Origin of the sequence: Comamonas odontotermitis, assembly GCF_020080045.1 — a bacterium.
Classification (GTDB): Bacteria; Pseudomonadota; Gammaproteobacteria; order Burkholderiales; family Burkholderiaceae_C; genus Comamonas; species Comamonas odontotermitis.
In genome coordinates this window covers 296,920-322,049 of sequence record NZ_CP083452.1, presented here as the reverse complement: position 1 = coordinate 322,049, position 25,130 = coordinate 296,920, and the positions used below count along the sequence as shown (strand labels likewise).

Below are 25,130 nucleotides of genomic sequence, written 5' to 3'. Positions count from 1 at the left end.
AAAGAGCAATCATCTTGTCTTCTCCACTTTCCACCTTGCGCAGGCTGCCCCACAAGCTGCGCCAACTTGGCCGCAGCCTGTACCTGCTGGCCGCCGATCCACGCCAGTTGGGCAGCAACAGCCGCAAGCTGTGGCGCGCCTGGCGCGCTGGCGGCACGCAGATGCTCAAGCACCAATTGCTGTCGCTGGGCCACCCGGATGCGCCCACCGTCCCCGTGGCACCCACCGACGCCTGGCAGGATTACCAGCAGCGACTGAATGAAGACGTGCTGCCCGTGCTGCGCGCCGAGGTTGCGGCCATGGCGCAGCCGGTCACCATCTCCATCCTGGTGCCCACCTACAACACCGATCCCGCCATGCTGACTGCCATGGTGGAGTCGGTACGCAGCCAGATCTACCCGCACTGGGAGCTGTGCATTGCCGATGACGCATCGCCCAAGCCGCATGTGCGCCAGATGCTGCAGGAGCTGGCCACGCAGGAGCCGCGCATCAAACTGCACCTGGGAGAGACCAACCGCGGCGTCTCGCACGCCACCAACCAGGCGCTGGCGCTGGCCAGCTCGCCATTCGTCGTGCTGCTCGACCATGACGATCTGCTCCAGCCCCAGGCCATCTACCGGGTGGCGCAGTGCGTGCTGGCAGACGATCCGGACATGCTGTATTCGGACGAAGTGCTGGTCAGCCCCGATGGCAGCCAGGTGCTGCAGTACTTTCACCGCCCGGCCTTTTCGCCCGAGTACCTGCGCAGCCACCCCTATATCGTGCACATGGTGGGCTTTCGTACCGCCTTGCTGCGCCAGTTGGGCGGCTTTGATGAAGCCCTGACGATTTCGCAGGATTACGACCTGATCCTGCGCGTGAGCGAAGCCGCCAGCCGCATCGCCCACATCCCCGAAATCCTGTACCAGTGGCGCACCCACACCGGGTCTGCCGGGCATGAAAAGATGGCGCAGGTGATGGCCACCTCCACCGCCGTGCTGCAGCGCCACCTGGACCGCACCGGCCAGCAGGCCACCTCGGCTCCCGGCGTGTCGTTCAATTTCTTCGAAACCCGCCACCGGATTGCGGCAGACCAGCGCGTTGCCATCATCATTCCCACCAAGAATTACGGCCATCTGGTCCGCCAGTGTGTGGACAGCATCCGCGCCACCACCAAGCAGGTCCAGTACGACCTGATCGTCATCGACCACGAGTCAACCGACGCCAACAGCCTCGATTACTTTGCGCAGATCGCCCAGGACGGCACGGCCACGGTGCTGCGCTACAAAGGGCCGTTCAACTTCTCGGCGATCAACAACTGGGCGGTGCACCAGCTCACGCGCAGCTATACGCACTACCTGTTCTGCAACAACGACATCGAGGCCCTGCACGAGGGCTGGCTGGAGCAGATGCTGTCCCAGTGCCAGGACCCGAGTGTGGGCATGGTGGGCGCCCAGCTTCTCTACCCCGACCGTACCTCCATCCAGCACGCAGGCGTCTGCGTGGGCGCTTTCGGCATCGCCGAGCACTACGGCAAGTTCCTCAAGCTGCCGCCGGACCGCGTGGACATCGCCTTCATGGGCCGCCTGGTCTGCACGCACGAGGTATCGGCCGTCACCGCAGCCTGCCTGCTGATGCGCAAGGAAGCCTTTGATGCCATCGACGGCTACGATGAAAAGCTGGCAGTGGGCTTTGGCGATGTGGACCTGTGCCTGCGCACCCTGCAGCTGGGCTGGCGCGTGCTTTACTGCCCGCAGGCCACGCTGATCCACCATGAATCCATCACCCGCGGCAAGGCCGAAGGCTACGACCCCCACCCCGAGGATTCGGCCTTGTTCGCCAGCCGCTGGCGCGATTTTCTCGACGCAGGCGACCCCTACCACCACCCCGCATTCGAGGTACGCCATACCTGCTGGCTGGTACGCACACCCATGCGCTGCGAGCCATCGATCAACCGCCGCCTCTTCAACCGCAGCGGCCTGGGCCAGCGCATGCAGCATCTGGGCTACAGCTTGAGCGAATCAACATCCACCACTGAAGCGACCTGAAAATCGTTGATCTGAATAGAAATCGGCGCTTAATCCATACGGAGTAAGCGCCGATAGCTATCAAGATCACTGAAAAACTGGCTCAAACGGGCCTTTGCAGCAGCAGAAAGATTTCGTTGTTGGTCAGAACTTCTCGCGGGTAGTGCTGCAGCAGCGCCTCCGGCACCGGAGCTGGCTCATAGTGGCGGCGCTCCTCACGCGCCACGCCAAAACCGGCATCCACCGCAATCGCCACCAGCTCATCGGCCGTTAGGCGGTTGAGCTCCTGGTATTCCTTGAACACGAAGCGCTTGTAGCCGGCCGGGCCAAAATCGGCAAAACCAAAATCAACTTCATCCGGGCTGAGCTGGCCGTTATAGGCTTCAATCACCTGCCACAGCACCTCTTCATCCACCTGCAGGTGGTGCCAGGGGATTTCGTCATAGCGGCGCAGGTGCGAGCCATAGGCCGAGTAAAACAGCGGCTCGATCTGCAGGAAGAAGTAGCCGCCGGGCTTGAGGCAGGCACGCAGATCCTTCAGGATGGGCAGCAACTGGTCGCGCTGCACGTGCTCGAATGTGGACCAGCTCATGATGCCGTCGTACAGGGGCGCCTGCCCGGCCAGCGGCGCGCCAGGCGCGATGGTCTGAAAGCTCAGTGCCTTGGGGATGGCTTGCATGCCCAACTGCTCATGCGCAATGCGCGGCAGCTTGGTGTATTCCTGCCTCACATCAATGCCATGAATGGCATCGGCACCGTGCCGAAGCACCAGCGCGAGATCGGTGATGCCGTCTCCGCAGCCAAACTGCAGCAGCCGAGAAGTTCTCAGATCCAGCACGCCCCCCAGCCACTGCTGCACCACATCGGCCGCGTAGTGGAAGTGGGAACGAAACCATTCATCGGTGATGAGGCCATCGTTGTAGGCAGGCAGGCCAAACCGCCGCTCGTGCAGCTGGGCCAGCCGGCGCATGCGGCTTCCGCGGTTCATAGCGGTTTGCGCAGCACGTACACGTCCTGGTGGTTCCAGAACTGCACGGGTGCGAAGTATTCGAGCTTGTCGGCGCCCACGGTCTCTGCAATGCGGGCGCGCACAAAGGCCTCGGTCGTGAAGGCGGTGCCATATTCGTTGGCATCGATCGCATGCGATTCGCTGGACGATGCAAAGAAAAAGCCCTCGTCATCGAGAGGCACGCGGTCAAAATTAGCGGCCTTGATGCCGTGGGTGCTGAACACCAGCACGCCGCCGGGGGCGACGACCTCGTACAAGGCCTTCAGCCAGCGCGCCCAGGTGCTGCGCGGCAGGTGGCTGAACAGCGAGAGAACGAACACCGTGTCATAGCTGCGCGGAGCCGCGAGGTCTTCGGGAACGCTGGCAGACAGAAAGCCGTCTACGCCAAAGGTACGGGTTGCAAACTCCACGGCATCCGGCACCACATCAGATACCGTCACCTTGTCGGCCCCCAGCAGCTTGACCAGATGGCGGGTAAAACGGCCGTGGCCGCTCGCAAACTCCAGAAAGTGCTGGCTTTGCACCAGGGGTTGGCCCACACGCTCCATCACGGTCATCAGCTCGGCCAGGGTGCGCCAGCCGTCGGCAAAGTAATCGCGCAGCGGGTTGATGCTGCTCGGGTGTCCGGCAAAGAAGCCGAAAATATCGTCCGAACCCGAAATGGTGCAGTCCAGGCCCGTCATGTTGCGGAACGATCCGCTCAGACCATGCTGCTCGATCAGCGCATGCGCTGCAAGCATGGTGTCTTTTTCGGCCCGCGCGCTCAGCAGCAGAGGTGAAGCCGCTACGGGATCGCCAGCCGCCAGCAATTGCCGGGCTTGCTCCAGCAGGTGCTGCCCGGTGCTGGCAGAGGGGGATGTGGTGGTCGTCATATCTGTGATTTTTATAGCATCAGGCGCATGCTGGGTGGATGCCAGTGGCCATTCTTATCTGAAGCATCAGCTCCATTCGTGCGGCAATCGTACCAGTCCGGGAAGCGGCTTGGGGTAGATGAAGCGAAACACCGTGTACTGGAACCATTGGTCATACACGGCGAGACCGGACCCGTCGAACAGGAACGCGCTCACCACATAGTCGCCACTGTGCAGCGGCAGATCGGGGAAGGTGAGGACCGATTGCCAGGTGCCATCAGGCTGCAACACCGGCCGCGCGCCGTCTTCATGGGTAGCCAGGCAGGCAATGCCCACGCCCTTGTTCTGCTCGATCATGAACCCAATGTGGGGACACTCCGCCCCGTTGCCACGCGCACGGATGGTGACAACCAAGTCATTGCCCTGCAGCACCGGAGGCTGATCGCCACTCAGGTTGGCGATCTCGACGGACAGCAGGCAGGCATTGCCTGTTTCTTCTGCCTGCGGTGCATTGGGCCGCTGAACGACGTATGGCTCTGCCTCCTTGGCGAGGCCCTCGGGGATGCCGGTATCCGGCGACTCGGCAGTCTGGTCCATGGGCGGCAAGCCAAGATCTGCAACGCCTGCGGGCGCATCGTCACCCCATTGCAGCCGGTCCTTTTCTTCCTTTAGCTGGCGGGTGCGCACATCGTAGGCAGCAAGTGCCGCCTCGGTTTCACCGAACATCTGCACCTGGCCCTTTTCCAGCCACAGGGCAGCATCGCACAGATGGCGGATATGGTAGGGGCTGTGGGAACAGAACAGGATCGTGCATCCCTTCTTGCGGAAGTCGAGAATCCGCTCGATGCACTTTTTCTGAAAGCTCTGGTCACCCACGGCCAGCGCCTCGTCGACAATCAGCACATCCGGCTGCACGGCGGTCACCAGTGCGAACGCGAGGCGCACATTCATCCCGGAGGAATAGGTCTTCACCGGCCGGTCGATGGCATCGTGCAGCTCGGAGAAAGCGATGATCTCCGGCTCCAGCTGGCGCATCTCTTGCTGATTGATGCCAATCAAGCTACCGGCAAAGTACAGATTCTCACGCCCGGTGAAATCGCCGTGGAACCCCGCACCCAGCTCCAGAATCGCGGTAATCCGCCCTGTGCGCTCAATGGTGCCGGTAGAGGGCTGCATCGTGCCGGCAAGCAGCTTCAGCAGCGAGCTCTTGCCTGCGCCATTGTCGCCAATCACGCCAATGCATTGGCCACGCTGCAAAGTAAAGCTCACATCGCGCAGAGCCCAGTGGCTGCGATGGGTGGCCCGCCCCGTCAGCAATGCCTTCACGCGCTGCCGCGGCGAGTCATAGAGCTTGTATTCCTTGCCCAGGTTCTTGATCACCAGTACAGGCTGGGCTGCCGTCTCTTTTGTTGTCATAACCAATCCACCAGCTGATCCCGGCTTCTGCGCACCAGCAGATTCACGACCACGGCAAGGAGCGCGATCCATACCAGCCCGCCCAGCCATACAGGCCAATCCGGCCATTGGCCCTGCAGCAGGATCGACTGGTACCCTTGCACGTATGAAGCCATGGGATTGAGCCACAACAGCCAGCGCCACTGCGCTGGGAACATGGAAACGGGAAACAGAATCGGTGTCAGATAGATGCCTACCGACAGCGCAAAACCCACCACCTGCACGGTATCGCGCAAGGCTGCAGCAAAAATCGCCAGGGCGTAGGCGAGCAGCACCGTCATCAGCAGCTGCATTGCCATCAGCGGCAGCAGGGCCAGCACACCCCACTGCATGTGGTGCAGCGGCGTATAGCAAAGCGCGACCAGCAGCATCAATGGCCCGAAGATGATGGAACTGGCCAGCACCGACCGCACAGGAAAGAGAACCGGTGGCAACGGATTCTTCTGCAGCATGGCGCCCGCCTCCAGAAGGCTGCCCATTCCACGCGCCACAGCATCGCAAAAGGCCATCCAGGGCAAAGCCCCGACAATCAGGAATGTTCCCACGGCATGGGTTTTGGCTCCATCGCCAAGACGCATGGAGAACACGATGTCAAATACCAGGTAATAGGCAGCCACCGACAGCAGCGGCTGCAGATAGGGCCACAGAACCCCAAGAGCTGTTCCCGCGTGGCGGGCCGCAACCTCTCGCCGCGTCATCACACCAATCAACTGGCGGCTGGCGACCAACTCACGAATATTCTGCAAAAGCGAACGCATATGGTTTCCAAGGCCCTTCCGTGTGGCCGGAGCCGGTATACAAAAAAGGAGAAGGCCAAGCCCTCTCCTTCACATCAGGATCGAAATCCCTACCGGCTCCACAAAGAGCGCAGCTTATTTCTTGTTGGCAAAACGGGCAGAAAATGCTTCCATATTGGCCTTGTCCCAGGTAGCGGCCTTCAACACCTTTTCCACCTCAGCCTGGCGCGCGGTCTGCAGGGACTGCTGCACATACTGCTTCTCCAGATCCGGGCGCACTTCGTCAAAGGACATGGTGCGAGCGGGCTTCTTCTCGAACAGCTTGATGATGTGGTAGCCGAACTGGCTCTTGATGACCGGGCTCAGCTGATTAGGCTTGTCCAGAGCAAAGGCTGCGGCCTCGAATTCAGGCACCATTCTGCCATGTGAAACCATACCCAGGTCACCGCCCTTGACTGCGCTGGAAGCATCGGAAGAATTGTCCTTGGCCAACTGCGCGAAGTCTGCGCCCGCCTGCGCCTCTGCCAGCAGCTTTTCGGCCTTTGCTTTCGCTGCAGCATCATCGTCCTGGTTCATCACCAGAATATGTGCAATATGCACCTGCTCCGGAGCCTTGAAAGTTTCCTTCTTGGCTGCATACGCCGCTTTCGCCTGTGCCTCAGCCAATTTGGTATCAGGCTTGTGTTCGGCATTGAACTTTTGCAGATAAGCATCCGACAGCACCTTGTCGGTCGCAATCTTGATCGCGGCGGCAATTTCCGGCTGGTTTGCCAGACCACTGGAGCGAGCGGTTTCCGCAATCGCCCTGCGCACATACAGTGCCTCCACCATCTGCGCTACGCTTTCCGGCTTGGCCAAAAAGCTGCTTCGCATCTCTTCCGGCATGCGCTTGGCATCATTGAGCACATCGCTTTCATACACCGCAGTGGATGGTCCTTGCAACAATACGGCGTTGCTGCTGCCCTGGGCAACGGCTGCAACACTCATGCCTCCCAATGCCACAACCATACCTACCGACTTCAACCAATTACGCATGAGCCTTGTCCTTCTGCCAAAACTGCAAGGATAGCAAAAAAGTGCCAACCGCCACGGCATTACCCTCATAGCGGCTGGAAACAAAGAGAAAACAAAAAAGGGCAGAGATTGCTCTCTGCCCTTTGGCTAGTTTCCTAAGCACTTACCAAACAGGTCTTACGACCTGCGGGGCAAATTACTTAGAGAAACGGTGAGGCCAGGTGATACCGTAGGTACCGCTGAAGCCGTTAGCTGCGCCACCGCTGTTCATCAGCTTGATGAACGAAGAACCAACCACTGGGAATGCATTGCCAGCACCGTAGTTGACCTTGCCCCAGCCGTTTTCGTACTGAACAGCAGCGGTTTGACGAGCAACCGTAGCGCCCAGAACGGAAGTACCTGCATCCTTGAATGCCAGCACGTTCACTTCACCGCACAGACGGATCTTCTTGGCGGTACCTGGAGACACCACAGCACCGTTGGTCACCGACGATTCTTCACGGTCGTAGAACGTGTTGCTTGCGGTATCCACGCAGATGTTGCCATCAGCGTCCACCGAGGTGATGCCACGGGGGAAGAATGGTTGGCTGTTAGCAGGGTTCAGCACAGCTGGGTTGAACACTTGGTAAGCAGCGTCCTTGGTAGCAGCAGCGTAGTTTGCACCAACGCTGTAACGACGCAGAGGCATGGACAGTACCCAGTCAGTCTTCGCATCGATGATGGCATCGGTTGCGAACTGGTTGGCCACGCCATTGTTTGCCACTGCAGCGGTCAAGGTCGAAGCTTGGCTAGCTGGAACACCAACGTTGCTGGTCAGGTAAGGGGTCGACAGGTCTGGCAGGTCGTAGTTAGCGATCTGGATCAGCTTGTTCTGAGGATTGTTACCCTTGTCCACTGCGGTCGAGATGAACAGTGGGTCAGCGGTGTACAGGTCGGTGTTACCAACTGCTGGCGACAGGTTGTCCTGAGGGAAGGCAACGAAGTTACCGCGTGCGTTAGCACCGGCAGCGTCCACAGCCTTGATGGCGGTAGCAGCACCCGAGAACGTGGTGGTTTGGTTCACGTTCAGGATGTACCAGTCACCAGTCAGACCACCGGTAGGCGTGTCGTAACCCAGGGCGGTAGCGTCAGCTGCCTTTTCTGGGTTGATCGACAGGGTCTTGGCCAGCACTGCTTCGTCGCAGGAAGGTGCGCCGCCGCTCTTGTGCTTGATGGCTGGGTACAGCGTGCCCGTAGCAGTGCTGGGAGGAATGTCAGCCATGTTCAGGATTTCGATGTAGCCTTCCTTGGTGTTGTTCACACGCTTTTCAGCAGACCAGCTGTCAGCCAGACGGTCTTGAATGAACGACTGCTTCACCTTGCGGATGTCAGGGTACATGCAGCTATTGTCAGCGGTCATGAAGTACGAACCGTTGGCATCAGCTTGAACGGAACCGGTCCACACGTCGTATGGCGACAGGAACACGGTAAAGTCCAAGATATCGTCAGAGTTAGCAGCGCCGCGGAAGCGAACCTTCAGAGCCTTGCCGTTCTGCGTGTCGGTGTTCACCACGTGAATCACAGACATGTTGTTGTTTTGCGTGGTGAAGTAAGGCACCACCAAAATGTGACCTGCACCGCCATCGTTTTGCTCGAACGCGGTTGCCGTAGCAGCGGTCAAAGCGTTGGCAGAGCCAGCAAAGCCGCCAATCATGGCAGCAATGCTCAGGGCCAGAACATTTTTCTTCATAAACACACTCCAGTTAAAAAAAGTTAGTCAGCGCAACTACCACGATTGTTTACGCTAAGAAATAATAGCATAGCGCTCCGACCAGATGCAAAGCAAGTTCGCTGTTTTTTGGGGATGGCTGTAGACTAATTACAACAATCCTGAACCAACTTGCCATGCAGAGCCTGTCTCAAGGCTCAAGGTACAGCTTCCACTGACCGTCTTCGAGCAACCAAGTTTGCTTCGAATACATATCAATGGTACCGATCTTTTTGCCAGGCAGCGGTGGATTGACCTTTAAATTGATACCGACGTCGCATTTTTGCGCATCGCACTCCACCTTGTGCACTTCGGCCCCGACCGCAAAAGTAGCCATGTGGCCGCGCTTGAACTTGTCTTCGTCCACGGCCTGCCTGAAAGCATCATTGGCAAAGCCATACGCCGCAGAAGCATCCCCCTTCAGTCGCGCATCCCAGTAGGCCTGCGCGCGCTTGGCGACGATTTGCTCCGGCGTGCCGGAGTCCATGGTGGCACATGCAGTCAACGACAGTGCAGCCATGATCATGGCGCCAGCACGCACTACGCCTTTTTTGGGGAACCAAGTCTTCATTACAATTTCTTTCATAAAATGAATTAGCTGATTGATTTACTGAGTCACCATTGGCTGAACCGTGGAAGCCGGACGCCGAGGCTCCGCCTTTTTGAGGCTACCGAGCAAATCATCATCATTCAAACCGCGCAGGCGGTCACGCAACTCTTCGCTCACTTCCCGCACGTCTACATCCGTACGCACTACACGAGGCGTCATGACCAGCAATAGTTCCGTGCGGGCTGTGCTCTTTTTGGTACTGCTGAATGCCTTTCCAATGATTGGAATGTCCTTGAGCAGCGGAACGCCGCTGTCGGAATCTTCCGTCCTGTCCTTGATGAGTCCACCCATCACGATTGACTCGCCGGATCGCACGGCCAGCTTGCTCGTGAGTTGCCGGTTCGAGAACTTGGTTTGGCTGGAGGCTGCATCAATACCTGCACTATCGATGACGGACTGATCAATCTGCAAGCTGACCATATTGCCGGAGTTGACGGAAGGCGTGACATTCAGAATCACGCCGGTGTCCTTCAGTTGGTAATTTTGCGCGATGTAATTGTTGCCGGTGTTGTTGATGTAATCCGTAGTTCTCACCGGGATCTGCTCGCCAACGGAAATAGTGGCAGGATGGTTGTCCATCACCATCACCGACGGGCTCGATAGCATCTTGACCTGCCCCTGCCCCGCAACGGCGCTCAAGCGAGCAGCAATATTAGAGCCATTGAAGATAGAGTAGGTGAAGGTAGGCGCAGCGGTGCTCCCCAAAGCGCCACTATTGGCGCCCGCATTGGGGTCAGCCAATCCGCCAAAGTTGCCAATGCCAGTGTAGTCGCGTGATGAGCCCCCCAGATGGCGGTTCTTGAACAGCCATTCCACACCATATTGCAAGTTGTCATTCAAGGTGACTTCGATGATGCTCGCCTCGATCAACACCTGGATAGGAGCCACGTCAAGCCGCTTGAGCGAGGCCTCGATCTTGCGGTACTGAGAGCCCGTGCTCCAGACCAGAATGGTGTTGTTGAATTCGTCAGCCACCACGCGGATATCGCCGATTGCGGTGGCTGTGATGGTGGGGGCATTCGCCTGCTGCTGGGTATTCTGGTTCAGGCCAAACCGATTGCCGCTATTGAACCCCAGGCCAGAAGAAGTGCCCAGATTGTTGAAAGATCCGGGCGTGCGGTTCACGCTATTGTTCAATCCGGGAGCGACACCAGAGGTCATGTTGCCCGCTGCGCCTGGCTGCTGCCCACCAAAGATGCCATTCAGCACCTGCGCCAGGTACTTTGCATTGCCGTTTTGAACACGGTAGACGTACAACTCTGGCTCGCTGCCCCCGTAACCGGGAACATCCAGACGGCGAATCCACTTTTCCGCTTCATCCAGATAGGCCGCACGCGGCGTGATGACCATGAGCGCATTCAATCGTGGAATCGGCAGGACGCGCAGCGCTCCATACAGCGGATTGGACTCCCCCAAAGAGGACAGCAAGGCCGCAGCAGCAGCGGCATTGCCGCTCAGTTGCGTAGTGTTCGCCCCGGCTGCACCCGTTGGAGATGCCGCCTGGCCAGGGCGCCGACCCGCAACAACGCTGGCTGAATTCCCCGCAGCGCCGCCGCTGACGTTGATCGATTGTTGGCCGGCCCCAGCTGCCTGCCCACCGCTATTGACCATTTGCAAGGCCGCAGAGACCTCTTCTATGGATGCATGCTTGAGCGGATAAATGCCGACCGACATGCCCTTGAGCAGATCGACGTCGAAGGTCTTCACCATCTCCATCCAGCCTTCGGACTGGGTACGGTTTCCCTGCATGATGATGACGTTGCGAACGGCATCCACCTTGACCACCGCCTCAGGTGGCGCGATCGGCTTCAGGATGTTGGCCATTTCGTTGGCGCCAATGTACTGAAGAGGAATCACGATCACGCCATAGCCTGGGGCCATCGAGCCAGGGGCGCCTGCCACGCGCACCGCACCCACCAGGCTGCGCAGCACCTCTGGCTTGCCCACCTGGTATACACCGCGCGCATCACGCACCATGGCCAGCCCATTGGCCTGCAACGCAGCTTCCAGCAGAAACACTGCGGTATCCGGATCAATGGCATTGCGGGTTGTCAATGTGACCGTCCCCTGCAGGGGCGGATGCATGACGAAATCCAGCTTCAGCATGTCGCCCAGGATGGTTCGCACCACCTCCGCCACAGGGGCCTCTTCAAAGCGGAACGTCACCGGCGCGCCCTTGGGGATGGGCTCCGATTTGTCTATGTTGAGCACCTTGTCGGTGCCGCGCATGATGCGGGGCTCGGTGGATTGCTCGTCATCGCCTCCCGAAGCCTGCTTTCCGTTGATCAGGATGCCTGGCGCTTGCAGCACCGGCACCTGTCCAGCCTGTCCTGCCTGGGCGGGTGTAGCGGCCGTCCCGGTTGCAGGAGTCTGCGCATACGCTGATTGCAATATGAGCGCCTGCCCAAGTGCCAGGAAGAGTGCGGTGCGGCGCAAAGTGGAAGTCGTCATAATTTAAAACCCAAAAATCGATCAATACGTCGGTGCTGGCCTGTCTGGGCCTGTGTCAAGATCTGGCAGGGGAGCGAGAGCCCCCCAGGGTCGGACCTCTGCGTTGTGGCTTCGCCTCCTGTCCGTCACCACCTGGTACTGGTGGGGCACTTCTCGGCATCTCGGGCGTCTCAGCAGACGGCCCATATCCGGTCTGCAGCTTGGCCTTTTGCAAGGTGATTTCCTTGGTGACGCCATTCCGTGTGAAATACACCCGGTTCTCTGCCACCGAGTTCAGAGTCCATCCGTCCAGCACACCACGCAATGGCAGGGACTTGTCTTTGCCCTGGAAGCGAATGATGATTCCGCCTGATTTGCCCTGTTCGCTGACGTACACGCCCGTCAAGACGGCATCTGCCAAGTAGTCGGGCGGTGGAGGCGGCGCCTCGACTGGAGGTGGAGGTGGCGGCGGAGGTGGGCGCCGCGTGGACGAAAAGAGCGGGCGGTCCAGCATGGCCAGAAATTGTCTTTGGTCCATCGGTTGAGGCTTGCCGAGACGAGGAACCACATCGTCAAAATTTGATTTCTGTGCCCGTGGCGCCTCCCAATGGGCGTTTCGCAATTCCCCATTGGGCTTGAACCATAACCAAGCCAGCACAAGTGCCAACACAATGTTGAGGGCGGCCAGCGCCCAGCCTAGATAGCGCTTCATGTACGCTCCCGCAGTACGCTCAGATTCAGTTGCAGAGTCAACCGCGGCGCTATTTTTTCATTCATGATCTGCAGGTTCCCCTGGTTACGGACCTCCACATCGCCAAGCAGCATCACTGGAAACTGTTCGACCAACACCGCCAGGGCACTATCCACGGCCAGCAACTCGCCTTCCGCACGCACGGTGAGCGGGATGCGATCAAAACCCTTTTCTTCCTTGGCCTGCAACACCTGGCTGCTGACCACCGTCAAGCCTGCCTGCGTCAGCAAGTCTCGCAACTTTTGCTGCACGGCATTGCCCGTCTGGGCCACATCCTGGGAGGATGGATAGACATACTCTGCGCGGATGCGCAATGCACGCTCCAGAGCCTGGTCAATTTCTTCGCGCTGCATATCCAGACCTTTGAGACGTGCATAGCGCGGCTCCAGCTCCGCGAGCCTGGATTGGGCCCAGTGGTGCTTGTTGGCGATATATCCACCAAGAACCACCAACGGTGTGAGTGCCAACACCACGGTACCCAGCAATATCAGCCATTCCTTGCGATTGGGTTTGATGTGATCTGTCATTTGCGCTCCTCCCGCGACTGTGCCGGCTTGGAGCCCCCAAGGCTGGGCCCGGATTTTGATCCACCAAGGGTCGGTCCCTTGTGTTGGTTTACGTTGGCAGGTGGTGGAGACTGGGCCGGAGGGGTCTGTGCAGGTACAGGAGCCGCATTCGGCACCGCTGGCGTTGCACTTGCCTCCTGGCTCGGTGCAGCCGGGTGTGCACCGGCTTCACTCGCCTCGGAGGGGCTGGTTGCTGGCGGGAGCTCCTCCGCCTTGAGGGTAGGGCCAAACACCTTGTTGTCCAGTGTCAACTCAATCGTGAACGACTCCCGGTTGGCACCTGCCAGGCGGGTTGCTGCGCTTGGCGCGCGAACATCCTTGACGCCTTCCTCGTTGCTGAGCTTTTGCATGAGTGTCGAGGAGTTTTCCGTCAGTCCCACCAGCGTGACCTTGTTGCCCTGAACACGCGCCGATTGCAGTGCCGTGTCATCAGGAAGCACTTTGGTCAGCATGCTCAGCACCTTGACACTATCCACGCGCTCGGAAAGCAGCTCCGATAGCCCTGCAACCTTGTCGGCGCTCTGCATCAATTGTTCACGCTTGCCCACCACGTCCGTCGTTTTGGCAGCCATGCCTTCATAGGCGTGAACTGCCTCGATCGCACGTAGGCGCAGCTGTGCCGTCGGCGTGATGGCAATGGCAGCACACAACAGGCCTGCTACTCCAACGCCCGCAGCATTGAGCATCAGTTTCTTGCGGCCGGCAACAGCACGGGCGGCTTCGCCAAACCCGTGGATCACAATCGGCTGCCGCTGCGGAGCAAAAACCCAGACCTCCGGCTGCAACAGCGGCGCAGCGTTTTCAGCCAACGTCAGCTGGCGCTCAGAGATCTTGCTCTGTATATAAGGCTCCACCTGGGTTCGGGATGCCAGTACCAGTTGCAAACGCACCGCCTGGCTGCTTCGCGAGAGCTCCGCATATCCCCAGAGCACATCTGCTGCCGAAAATGGGCTGATGGCTTGCACCTCCAACTGTGCCGCGCTGGCACAGTCTTGCGGATCCAGTGCAGGCAGCTGCAAGGTCTTGCGCAACACCATGCCTTCCGGGATTTCGACAGCCCAGAACTCGGGACTGCGTTTGCCGACGGGCGCTGGTGCGCCGCTCTCCCAAACAACGGATGGATCGCCTTGCGTTGGCACCAGCGTCAGCGCCTGCTCTGGACGCAGCCAGCTCAATGGCGGCCATTGCGGGGCCTTTTGCCAAGTTTTGAATACATCGGCTTTCAACTGGTTCAAATCCAGTCCAAAAAAGCGCGAGTCTGTGGAAAGTGCCATACCGTTTCTTTGTTTGAATCAGGACGCGGGCTGCAACATCTGACGTGCTTCGAACGTGTACCAAGGCAACCCATCACGGGTACGAGAGCCAAAATACACGCTGCGATCCACCAGAAAAAATCGACCGTCGGCCATGGGAACCTTGGCCGTCACGCGGTAGCGGCGTTGAGCGCTTCCTGCGCGGGACAGATTGCCGTCGAGACCGGAGGTGTCCACACCGGTCGTATCGCCAGAAGCGCGGGCGGAGGTAATCTGGTTGACGATGCCCTCATTGCCGTTTGCAAGAATGCGCAGCACTTCAGGCGGCGCCGCCAATGGATTGACGCCCGATCCACCCGTACCGGCATTGGAGGCTGTGATCAGGGGCGCGAGTCTAGCATAGAGGTCATAATCGATTCCAGGGATCTGCATGAGATCCTCAATCGCTTCAAAACGTTCCGGCCGACGCCCTTCCAACGAGGAGCGCTCGCGCCGATCCAGAATGCCGATGGCAATCTCCTGCGCAGCTCCCTCGGGGACTCCGCCGCCAATCGTCAACAATGCAGTCAACAGCGGCAGCGATGCACCATTGATATTGATCAAGCCATTCAAGGGCATCACGTTCACCGGAATTTCGGCCCCCTGGTAGGTCACCGAGGTATCGGTCCATTGCCGGATCGGGTTGCGCTCTGCCGCGAGTTGCTGCAACACCAGCATGACTGCCGCATCGCCCATGGCGTGCGCCGAGACGCGATCCTTGGCAACACCCACCATTCGCGTCTCTTGTCGCACGACGCCGCTGACCCCCGTCACCATCAGGCTCAGGGCGGCAACCAGCCACAACACCGCAATCAGCGCCATGCCAGCTTGCGCACCGGGCCTGCGTGCAGCGATACGCCATTGAAAAGCGTGCCTGCTTGCGTAACTCATGATGCACTGCCTCCCAACGAGGCACCGCCGCCGCCACCGCCGCGCGGATCTCCTGCGGGCATCACTCTCATCTGCACCACGAGCGGAGGCAATACTGCCTGCTCCGAGGCCATCGATATCTGCACGGCTTGCGGGAGCTGATCCAGACTGCCCCAGTCGCTACCCCATTGTGGAGGATCAACGGCCGCATTGAGGTACTGAAAGGAAACCCCCGTCGCATGCGGCAACACCGGGTAGCTTTCTGCAGCCCCCCAGTTGGGCTGGGTCTGCTGATCAATCCACGGGGTATAGCTCAGAACCACGGCGGGAGCGCCCAGGTAGTCACCCATGGCCAGTCGAAAATGATAGCGTCCGCCCACACCATAACGTGCCGGCATGACCCCTACCCAGGTCATGACCTGTCCGGCGCCGGAGAAGAAGAACTGCGGCTTGGTCCCCTCCCCCATGCGCTGCTCTTGCAGACCTTGTACCCTTTTTGCAGAAATGCGCGAAAGCACGGAACGCAGGAAATCTGTACTCGAGCGCGCTTCGTCCATGCGGTCGAGCCGGTTGTCGATACTCGTTTCCGTTCGCCCCATCGTGCCCATGGCACCAGCAAGCCCCAACATGATGAGCGATAGCAGCGACAACGCCACCAGCATTTCCACCAGGGTAAATCCAACCGACGCGTTGCGCCTGTTGCTGTTGACGCTTCCGCCAACGCCAAGGGAATTTCGCGCTTTGGTCATGACGCCCCACCGCTTTCAGCCGGATCCGGCGGGCGACGCTGGGCACGTAGAGTGCTCAACTCAAAACTCTTGGGCTTGTCGCCGTCACTCCAACTGACAACAATGCGCACTTCGTGCAATGGTGGAATATTGGGAGCCTCCCCCACATCGGTCTTGAAGGGGGCACTTTGGATGCTCCATTGAAAACCATTGCTTTCCCCAGACTCGTTCCAGCCACTTTCATACACCGAATCCCGGGAGTCCATCAACGATTCGGCCAGCTGTATCGCGTACTGGTAGTGCCCCAAGTCCCCAACGCTGCGCGCGTTGCTGCCGGTTGCACGGTAGATCATGCCAAGGGATATGGCCATGATGGCCAGGGCGACAAGCAATTCGAGCAAGGTCATCCCTCGCTGCCGCTGGCGATGAACCGAGTTGGACAAGGCACGCGTCATCATTGCAGGAGCGGCTCCTGGGTGACGCGCCCCGACAACCAGTCGACACGCAGCCGCGTGCCCGTCCCCGTCTTGCGCACGATCTCCACGCTACCACCGGTCGATCCACCGGAAGCCAGGAACACAATGGAGGCAGAGCCACCCGGAACAAACTCCCGATCGGCGACGATGGTACGCAGATCGACGCTTTCCGGGATTTCCTTGACAGCGCCGGGCACGCCATATTCGCGGGTTTTCAGATCCACCGTGAATCGCACCGACACACCTTCCGAGACGGCCGCATATCTGGCGGAGCGCAGTTGCGTGATCAGACTGCGCACCGTATCACGGTATTGCACACCTTCCTTGAGCCTGTCATAGGCGACCGGAGCCATGGCCACCACCAAAGCCATGATGGCGAACACCACCATCAGCTCGATCAGGGTAAATCCCCGATGTGCCGATGTTCTGCGCACCGAAGCACGCGCAGGAAGTTGCAACCATGGCGAAAGAATGGGCACGGAGGCGTCCGGTCAGGCGCTAGTACTTACTGCGCGTTGCGAATATCAGCGGCCTCGCCCTCGCCGCCAGGCTGGCCATCCGAGCCCAGAGACAGCAATTCCACCTTGCCGTTCGCATAGCCATAGCGGTACGGATTGCCCCATGGATCGGAAGGCACGCCGCCCGTCAGATAGGGGCCATTCCAGCCGCGAACATTGCCAGGCTGCTTGGCCAGGGCTTCCAGGCCTTCTTCCGTGGTGGGGTAACGACCCACGTCCAGTTTGTAGATATCGAGTGCCTTTTGCAGGTCGGCAATCTGGACACCGGCAGTCTTGGACTTGGCGCCGCCCAGCTGGCTCAGCACCTTGGGACCGACCAGGCCTGCCAGCAAGGTCAGGATAGCCAGCACCACCAGCAGTTCAATCAGCGTAAAGCCGCGGCTTTTGCGTTGCAGTTTTTGGGTAAATAAAGCCTTCATGGCAGGCACTCCTTGTTGAATCAAATCGTTAGACAGCCAGATCATTGACGGACAGAATGCCCATCAGGATCGACACAATGATCGAGGCGATCAGGATACCCAGCACCAGAATCAGAATCGGCTCAATCATGGTCAGAGCGCGTTTGATGCCGATTTCCACCTCGCGGTTCAAGATATTCGACAGCTCCAGCATCATCTGGCCCAGCCGCCCCGTTTCTTCGCCAACCCGCACCAGATTGACGGCCAGAGGCTCGAACACGGTGGTCGTATTCATGGCCTGCACCATCTTTCCCCCCTCTTTGACGATGGGCGGAATCTTGGCCAGCTCCGTCTGGATGATGCGGTTGCTGACCGTGTCGGTCGCAATGTGCAGCGCCGTCAGCAGCGGCACGCCGTTCCCCAGCAGAGTACCGAGCGAGCGGGAGTACAGGGTCAGCTGGTACTTGAGCGCCAGGCGGCCCAGCACCGGCATGCGCAGCAGAACACCCTGCCACCACATGCGCCCCTTGGGCGACTGGAACCAGCGGCGCAGCACATACACGCCCAGCGCCACCACGATCAGAATCACCCAGCCGTTCTTGCGGAATGCTTGACCGATCGTCATCACGATCTTGGTCGGCGTTGGCAGTGCATCCCCCATGTCGGTGAACAGCTTTTCGAACTGCGGCACGACAAAGCCCAACATGGCAACCAGAGACAGAATGGCCACCGCAACCAGAATCATCGGGTAAATGGTGGCGGAGATGACGCTTTCCTTCAGGGCACGCTGGCGCTCCAGATGCTCCACCAGCCGGGCCAGCACTGCTGACATCTGGCCGCTGGCCTCGCCCGAGCGCACCATGTTGATGTAGAAATCGCCAAACAGCTCCTGGTGCTGCATCAGTGCCTTGGACAGCGGAACACCGCCCTTGACGGCTTCCAGCACCCCGGTCAGAAGCTCGCGCATGCTGTCCTTGTAGGCCATGTCGATCAGCACACGCAGCGCATTGTCGAGTGCGAGACCCGCTTTGAGCATGATGGACAGCTCGGAGGTCATCGCCAGCACATCTGCCGCCTTGGCAGGACCTTTCTGCGACTTGGTGGCCTTGGCTTTGACGATTGCGTTGCTGGCCTCGGCCTTCTTGTCGGCCTTACCGCCTGCAAGGATCAAGGCCGCCGCATCGGCCGCATCGACAATGCGCACCGGCGTGAGCTTTTGCGCGCGCAAATGCTTTTGCACCGCCGCCACGCTGGAGGCCTGGAATGTGCCGCGGACTTGCTCGCCGCTGGCGCTGATGGCGTGCCAGGCAAAATCAGCCATCGATCTGGTCCTGGGTGACGCGGGCAATTTCGTCCAGCGTGGTCATACCTGCAGCCACTTTGCGCAGGCCATCCTCATTCAGGCTGAGCATGCCGGCCTTGGAGGCCAGCGCAAACAGCTCGTTCGAATCCTTCCCCGCATTGATGGCGTTTCGCATCGGCTCATCCAGCACGAACAGTTCGTGAATGCCCGTACGCCCCTTGTAGCCCGTATGGCGGCAGACGTTGCAGCCAACGGCGCGATAAATGGGCTGGCCAGTCTGGCTGAAACGCGCCAATCCGGATCGCTGGCGCACTTCTTCGCCGGGCTCGTATTCTTCCTTGCAGTTGCTGCACAGGGTACGCACCAGGCGCTGCGCCAGCACACCGTTGACGGAAGAGGTGATCAGGTAGCTCTCCACCCCCATGTCTTGCATACGGGTGATGGCACCCGCCGCAGTATTGGTGTGCAGGGTGGACAGCACCAGGTGACCGGTCAGCGCGGACTGCACGGCAATCTGCGCGGTTTCACCGTCACGCATTTCACCGATCATGATGATGTCCGGATCCTGGCGCAGAATGGAGCGCAGTGCGTTGGCAAAGGTCAGGTTGATCTGCGAATGCACCTGGATCTGGTTGATGCCTTCAAGCTGGTACTCCACCGGGTCTTCCACGGTGATGATCTTGTTGGCTTCGGCATCGATCTTGGACAAGGCGGCATACAACGTGGTGGTCTTGCCCGAGCCCGTGGGCCCCGTGACCAGCAGGATGCCATGCGGGCGGGCCAGCAAATCGTTGAATTTGGCCAAGGTGTCCTTGGCAAAACCCATGGTTTCGAGCTGCAGGCGCACGCTGGCGCGGTCGAGCACACGCATCACGATGCTTTCGCCATGCACGGTGGGCACGGTCGAGACACGCAAATCCAGCTCGCGACCCTTGACGCGGGTCTTGATACGGCCGTCCTGCGGCAGGCGGCGTTCGGCAATGTCCAGATGCGCCATCAGCTTGACGCGCGACCCCACGGCGGCCGACAGGCGTGGGGGCACCAACTCACCCGGGTGGATCACGCCGTCCACGCGGTAACGCACATGCAGGCCGTCATCAAAGGGCTCCAGGTGAATGTCGGAAGCCCGCAGGTCCGTCACCTTGCCGATGATGCTGTTGACCAGGCGAATCACCGGCGCCTCGCTCGCCAGATCCTTCAGGTGCTCGACAAAATCGCCGACATCCGCGCCGTCGCCGAACAGGCCGTCATCGTCCTCCTCGGCCACTTCGGGCTCGGGCTCCTGCAATGCCTTTTCAATATCGGCTTCCAGCGCCAGATGGGGCTGGATCACCAACCCGGTCGACATCTGCAACGCCTTGATGACAAACGGATCCTGTGGCGCCGTCATGGCCACATCCAGCACGCCGTTTTCCAGTTTCAGAGGAAACACGTGCTGGGTATGCTGAAACTCCGGCAGCAGGCCCGGCACCTCGATGGATTCCGGCGGAAAGTCCGCGCCGAGCGTGAAGGGAATCTGCAGCTGGCGCGCCAGCGTCTGCATCAAATCCATCTCGGAGACCAGGCCCAGTTGCACCAGCACCTGGCCGATGAGGCTGCCCATCTCCTGCTGCGCCTGCAAGGCTCGCTCCAGGTCACGCGGCGAGAGCTTGCCAGCCTGCACCAGCATTTCGCCCAGCAGGGGTCGCACCGCATCAGCCTGGCCGGCGGCGGTTGCAAAAGTGGGCTCGTGAAGAGTGCTGGTCGTCATGCTTATCGTTGTTCAAGGCCTGTCACAGGCGAATGGTCCGCCCCTCCATGCCATAGGCGCTCTAGTGTAGAAGGCAGGCATGGGAGACATTTGGGAGGAACTGCAAAGATCAGACAAAAACCTCAGCCCGGGCAAAGGCCACGCCCTGCTGATCCTTGGCAGACAGCTGCGGCACGATATCACCTAGATTCCAGTCGATGGCCAGATCGGGATCATTCCATGCAATGCAGTGCTCGTGCGCTGGCGCGTAATAATCCGTTGTTTTATAGAGAAATTCTGCCGTTTCGCTGTATACAACAAAACCATGGGCCAGCCCCGGCGGCACCCACAGCTGACGTTTGTTGTCCTCCGTCAGCTCTACCGACACCCATTGGCCAAAGGTTGGCGAGCTTTTGCGGATATCCACCACCACATCCAGAACGGAGCCTTGCGTCACCCGTACCAGCTTGCCCTGAGCCTGCTGCAACTGGTAGTGCAGGCCGCGCAACACGCCACGGCTGCTTTTGCTGTGGTTGTCCTGCACAAAATTGTAGTGCCTACCCACCGCCGCATCGAAAGCCTGCTGGTTGAAGCTCTCATAGAAGAAACCGCGTGCATCACCAAAAATCTTGGGCTCGATGATCTTGACGTCGGCAATCTTTGTATCAATCACTTGCATGTCGCACTCACTCTCCCGCCTCTTGCAGCAGGCGCTTCAGGTACTGGCCGTAGCCGTTCTTGGCCAATGGCTTGGCAAGCGCCGCGAGTTGCTCGCTGTTGATGTAGCCGCTGCGCCAGGCAATCTCTTCCGGGCAAGCGATCTTCAGGCCCTGGCGGCTTTCCAGGGTCGCAATGAACTGGCCCGCCTCCAGCAGGCTGTCGTGCGTGCCGGTATCCAGCCAGGCATAGCCCCGGCCCATGATTTCGACGCTGAGCTGGCCTTTTTCCAGGTACAGGCGGTTCAGATCGGTGATTTCCAGCTCGCCACGCGGCGACGGTTTGAGGCTTTTCGCCAGCTCCACCACCTGGCCGTCGTAGAAATACAGGCCGGTGACCGCGTAATTGCTCTTGGGCTTGGCCGGTTTTTCTTCCAGCGACAACACCCGCCCCGCCTGGTCGAACTCGGCCACGCCATAGCGCTCTGGGTCGGTCACGTGGTAGGCAAAAACACTTGCGCCATCGCCGCGCTGCATGGCGCTGCCCAGCAGCTTGTAGAAATCATGACCGTAGAAGATGTTGTCACCCAGCACCAGCGCGCTGGGAGCACCGTTCAGGAACGACTCACCGATCAGGAAGGCCTGCGCCAGGCCGTCGGGACTGGGCTGCACCGCGTATTGCAGGCGGATGCCCCATTGGCTGCCGTCGCCCAGCAGCTGCTCGAAGCGTGGCGTATCCTGCGGCGTGCTGATGATCAGGATTTCCTTGATCCCGGCCAACATCAAGGTGGTGAGCGGGTAATAGATCATCGGCTTGTCATACACCGGCAGCAATTGCTTGCTGACAGCCAGAGTTGCCGGGTGCAGGCGGGTGCCCGAGCCGCCCGCGAGGATGATGCCTTTGCGTTGTTGCGTTGTCATTTACAAAATTTCCTGCAGCATGCGCTGTACGCCGACCTGCCAGTCAGGCAGTGCCAAGCCAAAGCTCTGCTGCAATTTCTGGGTATTCAAGCGAGAATTGTTGGGACGCTTGGCGGGCGTCGGAAAAGCCGATGTCGCCACCGCCTGCACTTCACGCGCGGTGATGCCAAGCGCCGGATTGATTTGCCGGGCCTGCGCCAGCACAAACTGGGCGTAGCGGTTCCAGGTGGTTTCGCCGCCTGCCACCAGGTGGTAGATACCGCTCAGGTCCTGCCCGGCCGCCATGGCCGTGCGCAGCGCATGGGCCGTTACATCGGCAATCAGCTCGGCCCCGGTGGGCGCGCCCCATTGGTCATCGATCACCGCGAGCTTGTCCCGCTCCTGTGCAAGGCGCAGCATGGTCTTGGCAAAGTTGCCGCCGCGCGCCGCGTAGACCCAGCTGGTACGGAAGACAAGGTGCTTGGCACCGCTCTTGGCAATCGCCTGCTCGCCTTCCAGCTTGGTCTGGCCATAGACCGAAAGCGGACCGGTGGCATCGCTCTCCTGCCAAGGTTTGGTACCGCTGCCGTCAAAGACATAGTCGGTGCTGTAGTGCACCAGCCAGGCACCCAGCGCCTTGGCCTCGCGCGCCAGCACACCCAACGCTTCGGCATTGATGGTGCGGGCGGCATCCACGTCGCTTTCCGCCTTGTCGACGGCGGTATAGGCCGCAGCATTCACGATGACGTCGGGCTTGATCACCCGCACGGCTTCGGCCAGCGCATCGGGCTGCAGCAGATCGCCGCACAGCGGGCTGCTGTTGCGATCCAGCGCGATCAGCTCGCCCAGGGGCTGCAGGCTGCGCTGCAGCTCCCAGCCGACCTGACCGTTCTTGCCGAGCAACAAAATCTTCATTCCACTACCTTTCGCTATCGATCAATACAAAAACAACCGCTGGCACAGCGCTGTCAAGCGCGAGCAGTCCTGTTTTCATAGCAAATCTCAAGCGTACTGTTTGTTGACCCACTCTTTATAGGCGCCAGACTGCACCTGCTGCACCCACGCCTGGTTGTCCAGGTACCACTGCACGGTTTTCTGGATACCGCTGTCAAAGGTTTCGGCAGGCTTCCAGCCCAGCTCCTTTTCAAGCTTGCGCGCGTCGATGGCATAGCGGCGGTCGTGGCCCGGACGATCCTTGACGTAGGTGATCTGTTCGGCGTAGCGCTTGCCATCGGCGCGGGGACGCAGTTGGTCGAGCAGGCTGCACACGCGCTGGACGATTTCGATGTTGGGCATTTCGTTCCAGCCACCGACGTTGTAGGTCTCGCCCAACTGCCCGCCTTGCAAGACGCGGCGGATCGCGCTGCAATGGTCCTTCACGTAGAGCCAGTCGCGAATCTGCATGCCATCGCCATACACCGGCAGGCTTTTACCGGCCAGCGCATTCACAATCATTAATGGAATTAGCTTTTCTGGAAAATGATATGGCCCGTAGTTATTGGAGCAGTTGGTGGTGAGCACCGGCAGGCCGTAGGTGTGGTACCAGGCACGCACCAGGTGGTCGCTGGCGGCCTTGCTCGCGCTGTAGGGGCTGTTGGGCTCGAAATTGTGGGTCTCGGTAAAGGCCGGGTCGGTCTTTTCCAGGCTGCCATAGACTTCGTCGGTCGATACGTGCAGAAAGCGGAAACCGCTCCTGGCATCGCCTTCCAGACCATTCCAGTAGGCACGGGTAGCTTCCAGCAGGCGCAGGGTTCCCACCACATTGGTCTGGATGAAATCCTCAGGGCCGTGGATCGAGCGGTCCACATGGCTTTCGGCTGCAAAGTGCACAATGGCGCGGGGCTTGTGCTCGGCCAGCAGCTTGTCCAGCAGCGCGCGATCGCCAATATCGCCTTGCACGAAGATGTGACGGTCATCACCCTGCAGGCTGTGCAGATTGTGCAGGTTGCCTGCGTATGTCAGCTTGTCGAGATTGACCACGGGCTCCTCGGAGCCTGCCAGCCAGTCCAACACAAAATTCGAGCCGATAAAGCCGGCGCCTCCGGTGACGAGAATCATGGGCAATATGGGTAATGAACAACAACCGCCCATTATCGCACCGCCCTCCATGGACTGGCTGCCAGCGCCCGCAAAGCCGCGCCCCTGTTGTAACCAGGCTTACAAATCGGCAAACCGCTACTATTTTTGCAGCAATCAGCGCTTTCTATACATGGCCTTCTGACCCAAAAGCCTTGATTCTGCGGCTCTTCGCTCAGGAGGCCGCGCCGAAGCGGCTCTGCGCAATATGCAGCAACCCATCGAAAATCAGGTTTTCCACCAGTTCGAACGGGCGCGTCATGCTGGGCATCATCTTCCAGCCCGCACCGCCTGTCATGACACACGCCGGCTCTTCGCCGCAGTGCGCAATCACGTGCTGCACCATGCGCTCCACGGCACCCGCAATGGCGTAAGTGCCGCCGCTGGTCAGTGCATCGCTGGTATTGGTGGGGAAGGAGCAGACATTGCCCGTGGGCACATGCAGGCCGGCGGTACCCGCTTCCAACGCGCGCAGCATGATGCCGTGGCCGGGCAGAATCAGGCCGCCCAGGAACCTGCCGCTCGCATCGATGGCCTCTACCGTCACGGCCGTACCCACCATGACCACGACCACCGGCCGCTGCCGCCCCTGCGCCAACACGTGGTGCCAGGCGCCGATCATGGCAATCCAGCGGTCTGTCCCCAGCCGGGACGGGTGGTCGTAGCCATTGGTCAGGCCCGCCTCTTGCGTGGTGGATACCACCCAATGGGGCGAGACATCCCAGATTTCCATTTGCTCCTGAACGCGGCGGCGCACCACATCGCCCGCCACGACGCAGCCCAGCATGTGCCGGGGCTCGGGCAGTTCCGCCCAGCTGCCTTCGGCCAGGCGTTCGATGTTGTCCAAAAACTCCACGCCATGGGCGAGCACGGCCGCACCCGGGCTCGGCTCGTCATACATTGCCCACTTGAGGCGCGTGTTCCCTACGTCAATGGCCAGAAAATGCATGGGCGGCATTATCAGCCTTTTTGCATTCATCCTTTGTTGCACTTGCAACATCTACGGTA

Annotated in this window: 24 protein-coding genes; 1 reads left to right on the top strand and 23 read right to left on the bottom strand. The window is 59.8% G+C overall.

Features of this window, described 5'->3' with window-relative positions:
* Nucleotides 1–14 precede the first annotated feature (14 nt).
* Nucleotides 15–2,027 carry a glycosyltransferase family 2 protein gene (locus LAD35_RS21785; RefSeq protein WP_224153024.1) on the top strand — a complete coding sequence of 671 codons (2,013 nt, stop codon included), beginning with the start codon at nt 15–17 and terminating at the stop codon, nt 2,025–2,027.
* 82 nt (nt 2,028–2,109) lie between these two features.
* Here LAD35_RS21785 and LAD35_RS21780 read toward each other — a convergent pair whose 3' ends face one another.
* From LAD35_RS21780 to LAD35_RS21670, 23 genes are all read right to left on the bottom strand, one after another.
* Nucleotides 2,110–2,976 (bottom strand): class I SAM-dependent methyltransferase, encoded by an 867-nt coding sequence (locus LAD35_RS21780; protein WP_224153220.1) that lies wholly within the window; start codon nt 2,974–2,976, stop codon nt 2,110–2,112.
* A 14-nt stretch (nt 2,977–2,990) separates the two neighbouring features.
* Nucleotides 2,991–3,887 carry a class I SAM-dependent methyltransferase gene (locus LAD35_RS21775; protein ID WP_224153023.1) on the bottom strand — a complete coding sequence of 299 codons (897 nt, stop codon included), beginning with the start codon at nt 3,885–3,887 and terminating at the stop codon, nt 2,991–2,993.
* A 66-nt stretch (nt 3,888–3,953) separates the two neighbouring features.
* Nucleotides 3,954–5,282, bottom strand: coding sequence for an ABC transporter ATP-binding protein (locus LAD35_RS21770; RefSeq protein WP_224153022.1), 1,329 nt, complete (start codon nt 5,280–5,282; stop codon nt 3,954–3,956).
* Complete coding sequence (locus LAD35_RS21765) at nt 5,279–6,079, bottom strand: ABC transporter permease (protein ID WP_224153021.1); 801 nt, start codon at nt 6,077–6,079, stop codon at nt 5,279–5,281. Before LAD35_RS21765 ends, LAD35_RS21770 begins: the two co-directional genes overlap by 4 nt.
* A 114-nt stretch (nt 6,080–6,193) precedes the next feature.
* Nucleotides 6,194–7,093, bottom strand: a complete 900-nt coding sequence (locus LAD35_RS21760) for a peptidylprolyl isomerase (protein ID WP_224153020.1) — start codon at nt 7,091–7,093, stop codon at nt 6,194–6,196.
* Nucleotides 7,094–7,268: 175 nt separating this feature from the next.
* The gene (locus LAD35_RS21755) at nt 7,269–8,801 is read right to left on the bottom strand and encodes a cell surface protein (RefSeq protein ID WP_224153019.1); all 1,533 of its coding nucleotides are present in this window, start codon (nt 8,799–8,801) and stop codon (nt 7,269–7,271) included.
* A 169-nt stretch (nt 8,802–8,970) separates the two neighbouring features.
* Complete coding sequence (locus tag LAD35_RS21750; RefSeq protein ID WP_224153018.1) at nt 8,971–9,339, bottom strand: hypothetical protein; 369 nt, start codon at nt 9,337–9,339, stop codon at nt 8,971–8,973.
* Nucleotides 9,340–9,426: 87 nt separating this feature from the next.
* Nucleotides 9,427–11,880 (bottom strand): type II secretion system secretin GspD, encoded by a 2,454-nt coding sequence (gene gspD / locus LAD35_RS21745; protein ID WP_224153017.1) that lies wholly within the window; start codon nt 11,878–11,880, stop codon nt 9,427–9,429.
* 55 nt (nt 11,881–11,935) lie between these two features.
* On the bottom strand, nt 11,936–12,397 hold the full coding sequence (locus tag LAD35_RS21740; RefSeq protein WP_224153016.1) for a hypothetical protein: 462 nt from the start codon (nt 12,395–12,397) through the stop codon (nt 11,936–11,938).
* Between the two features lie 170 nt (nt 12,398–12,567).
* Nucleotides 12,568–13,137: a type II secretion system protein GspM gene (gene gspM / locus LAD35_RS21735; RefSeq protein ID WP_224153015.1), complete on the bottom strand. Its 570-nt coding sequence runs from the start codon at nt 13,135–13,137 to the stop codon at nt 12,568–12,570.
* Entirely contained in the window at nt 13,134–14,450 is a 1,317-nt protein-coding gene (locus LAD35_RS21730; RefSeq protein ID WP_224153014.1) for a PilN domain-containing protein, read from the bottom strand. The genes gspM and LAD35_RS21730 overlap by 4 nt, the downstream gene beginning before the upstream one ends.
* A gap of 18 nt (nt 14,451–14,468) precedes the next feature.
* On the bottom strand, nt 14,469–15,359 hold the full coding sequence (locus tag LAD35_RS21725; protein WP_224153013.1) for a type II secretion system minor pseudopilin: 891 nt from the start codon (nt 15,357–15,359) through the stop codon (nt 14,469–14,471).
* Nucleotides 15,356–16,087 carry a prepilin-type N-terminal cleavage/methylation domain-containing protein gene (locus tag LAD35_RS21720; RefSeq protein ID WP_224153012.1) on the bottom strand — a complete coding sequence of 244 codons (732 nt, stop codon included), beginning with the start codon at nt 16,085–16,087 and terminating at the stop codon, nt 15,356–15,358. The genes LAD35_RS21725 and LAD35_RS21720 overlap by 4 nt, the downstream gene beginning before the upstream one ends.
* Nucleotides 16,084–16,524, bottom strand: coding sequence for a type IV pilus modification PilV family protein (locus LAD35_RS21715; RefSeq protein WP_224153011.1), 441 nt, complete (start codon nt 16,522–16,524; stop codon nt 16,084–16,086). The genes LAD35_RS21720 and LAD35_RS21715 overlap by 4 nt, the downstream gene beginning before the upstream one ends.
* Nucleotides 16,521–17,021, bottom strand: a complete 501-nt coding sequence (locus LAD35_RS21710; protein ID WP_224153010.1) for a GspH/FimT family pseudopilin — start codon at nt 17,019–17,021, stop codon at nt 16,521–16,523. The genes LAD35_RS21715 and LAD35_RS21710 overlap by 4 nt, the downstream gene beginning before the upstream one ends.
* A 26-nt stretch (nt 17,022–17,047) precedes the next feature.
* Complete coding sequence (gene gspG, locus LAD35_RS21705; RefSeq protein ID WP_184705608.1) at nt 17,048–17,479, bottom strand: type II secretion system major pseudopilin GspG; 432 nt, start codon at nt 17,477–17,479, stop codon at nt 17,048–17,050.
* A 28-nt stretch (nt 17,480–17,507) separates the two neighbouring features.
* Nucleotides 17,508–18,779 (bottom strand): type II secretion system F family protein, encoded by a 1,272-nt coding sequence (locus tag LAD35_RS21700; RefSeq protein ID WP_224153009.1) that lies wholly within the window; start codon nt 18,777–18,779, stop codon nt 17,508–17,510.
* The gene (gene gspE / locus LAD35_RS21695; RefSeq protein ID WP_224153008.1) at nt 18,772–20,511 is read right to left on the bottom strand and encodes a type II secretion system ATPase GspE; all 1,740 of its coding nucleotides are present in this window, start codon (nt 20,509–20,511) and stop codon (nt 18,772–18,774) included. Before gspE ends, LAD35_RS21700 begins: the two co-directional genes overlap by 8 nt.
* Nucleotides 20,512–20,620: 109 nt before the next feature.
* Nucleotides 20,621–21,169 carry a dTDP-4-dehydrorhamnose 3,5-epimerase gene (gene rfbC, locus LAD35_RS21690; protein ID WP_224153007.1) on the bottom strand — a complete coding sequence of 183 codons (549 nt, stop codon included), beginning with the start codon at nt 21,167–21,169 and terminating at the stop codon, nt 20,621–20,623.
* 7 nt (nt 21,170–21,176) lie between these two features.
* Nucleotides 21,177–22,067 (bottom strand): glucose-1-phosphate thymidylyltransferase RfbA, encoded by an 891-nt coding sequence (rfbA, locus tag LAD35_RS21685; RefSeq protein ID WP_224153006.1) that lies wholly within the window; start codon nt 22,065–22,067, stop codon nt 21,177–21,179.
* Complete coding sequence (gene rfbD, locus LAD35_RS21680) at nt 22,068–22,961, bottom strand: dTDP-4-dehydrorhamnose reductase (protein ID WP_224153005.1); 894 nt, start codon at nt 22,959–22,961, stop codon at nt 22,068–22,070.
* An 87-nt stretch (nt 22,962–23,048) separates the two neighbouring features.
* Nucleotides 23,049–24,104, bottom strand: coding sequence for a dTDP-glucose 4,6-dehydratase (gene rfbB / locus LAD35_RS21675; RefSeq protein WP_224153004.1), 1,056 nt, complete (start codon nt 24,102–24,104; stop codon nt 23,049–23,051).
* 193 nt (nt 24,105–24,297) lie between these two features.
* Nucleotides 24,298–25,071 (bottom strand): type III pantothenate kinase, encoded by a 774-nt coding sequence (locus tag LAD35_RS21670; protein ID WP_224153219.1) that lies wholly within the window; start codon nt 25,069–25,071, stop codon nt 24,298–24,300.
* Nucleotides 25,072–25,130 lie beyond the last annotated feature (59 nt).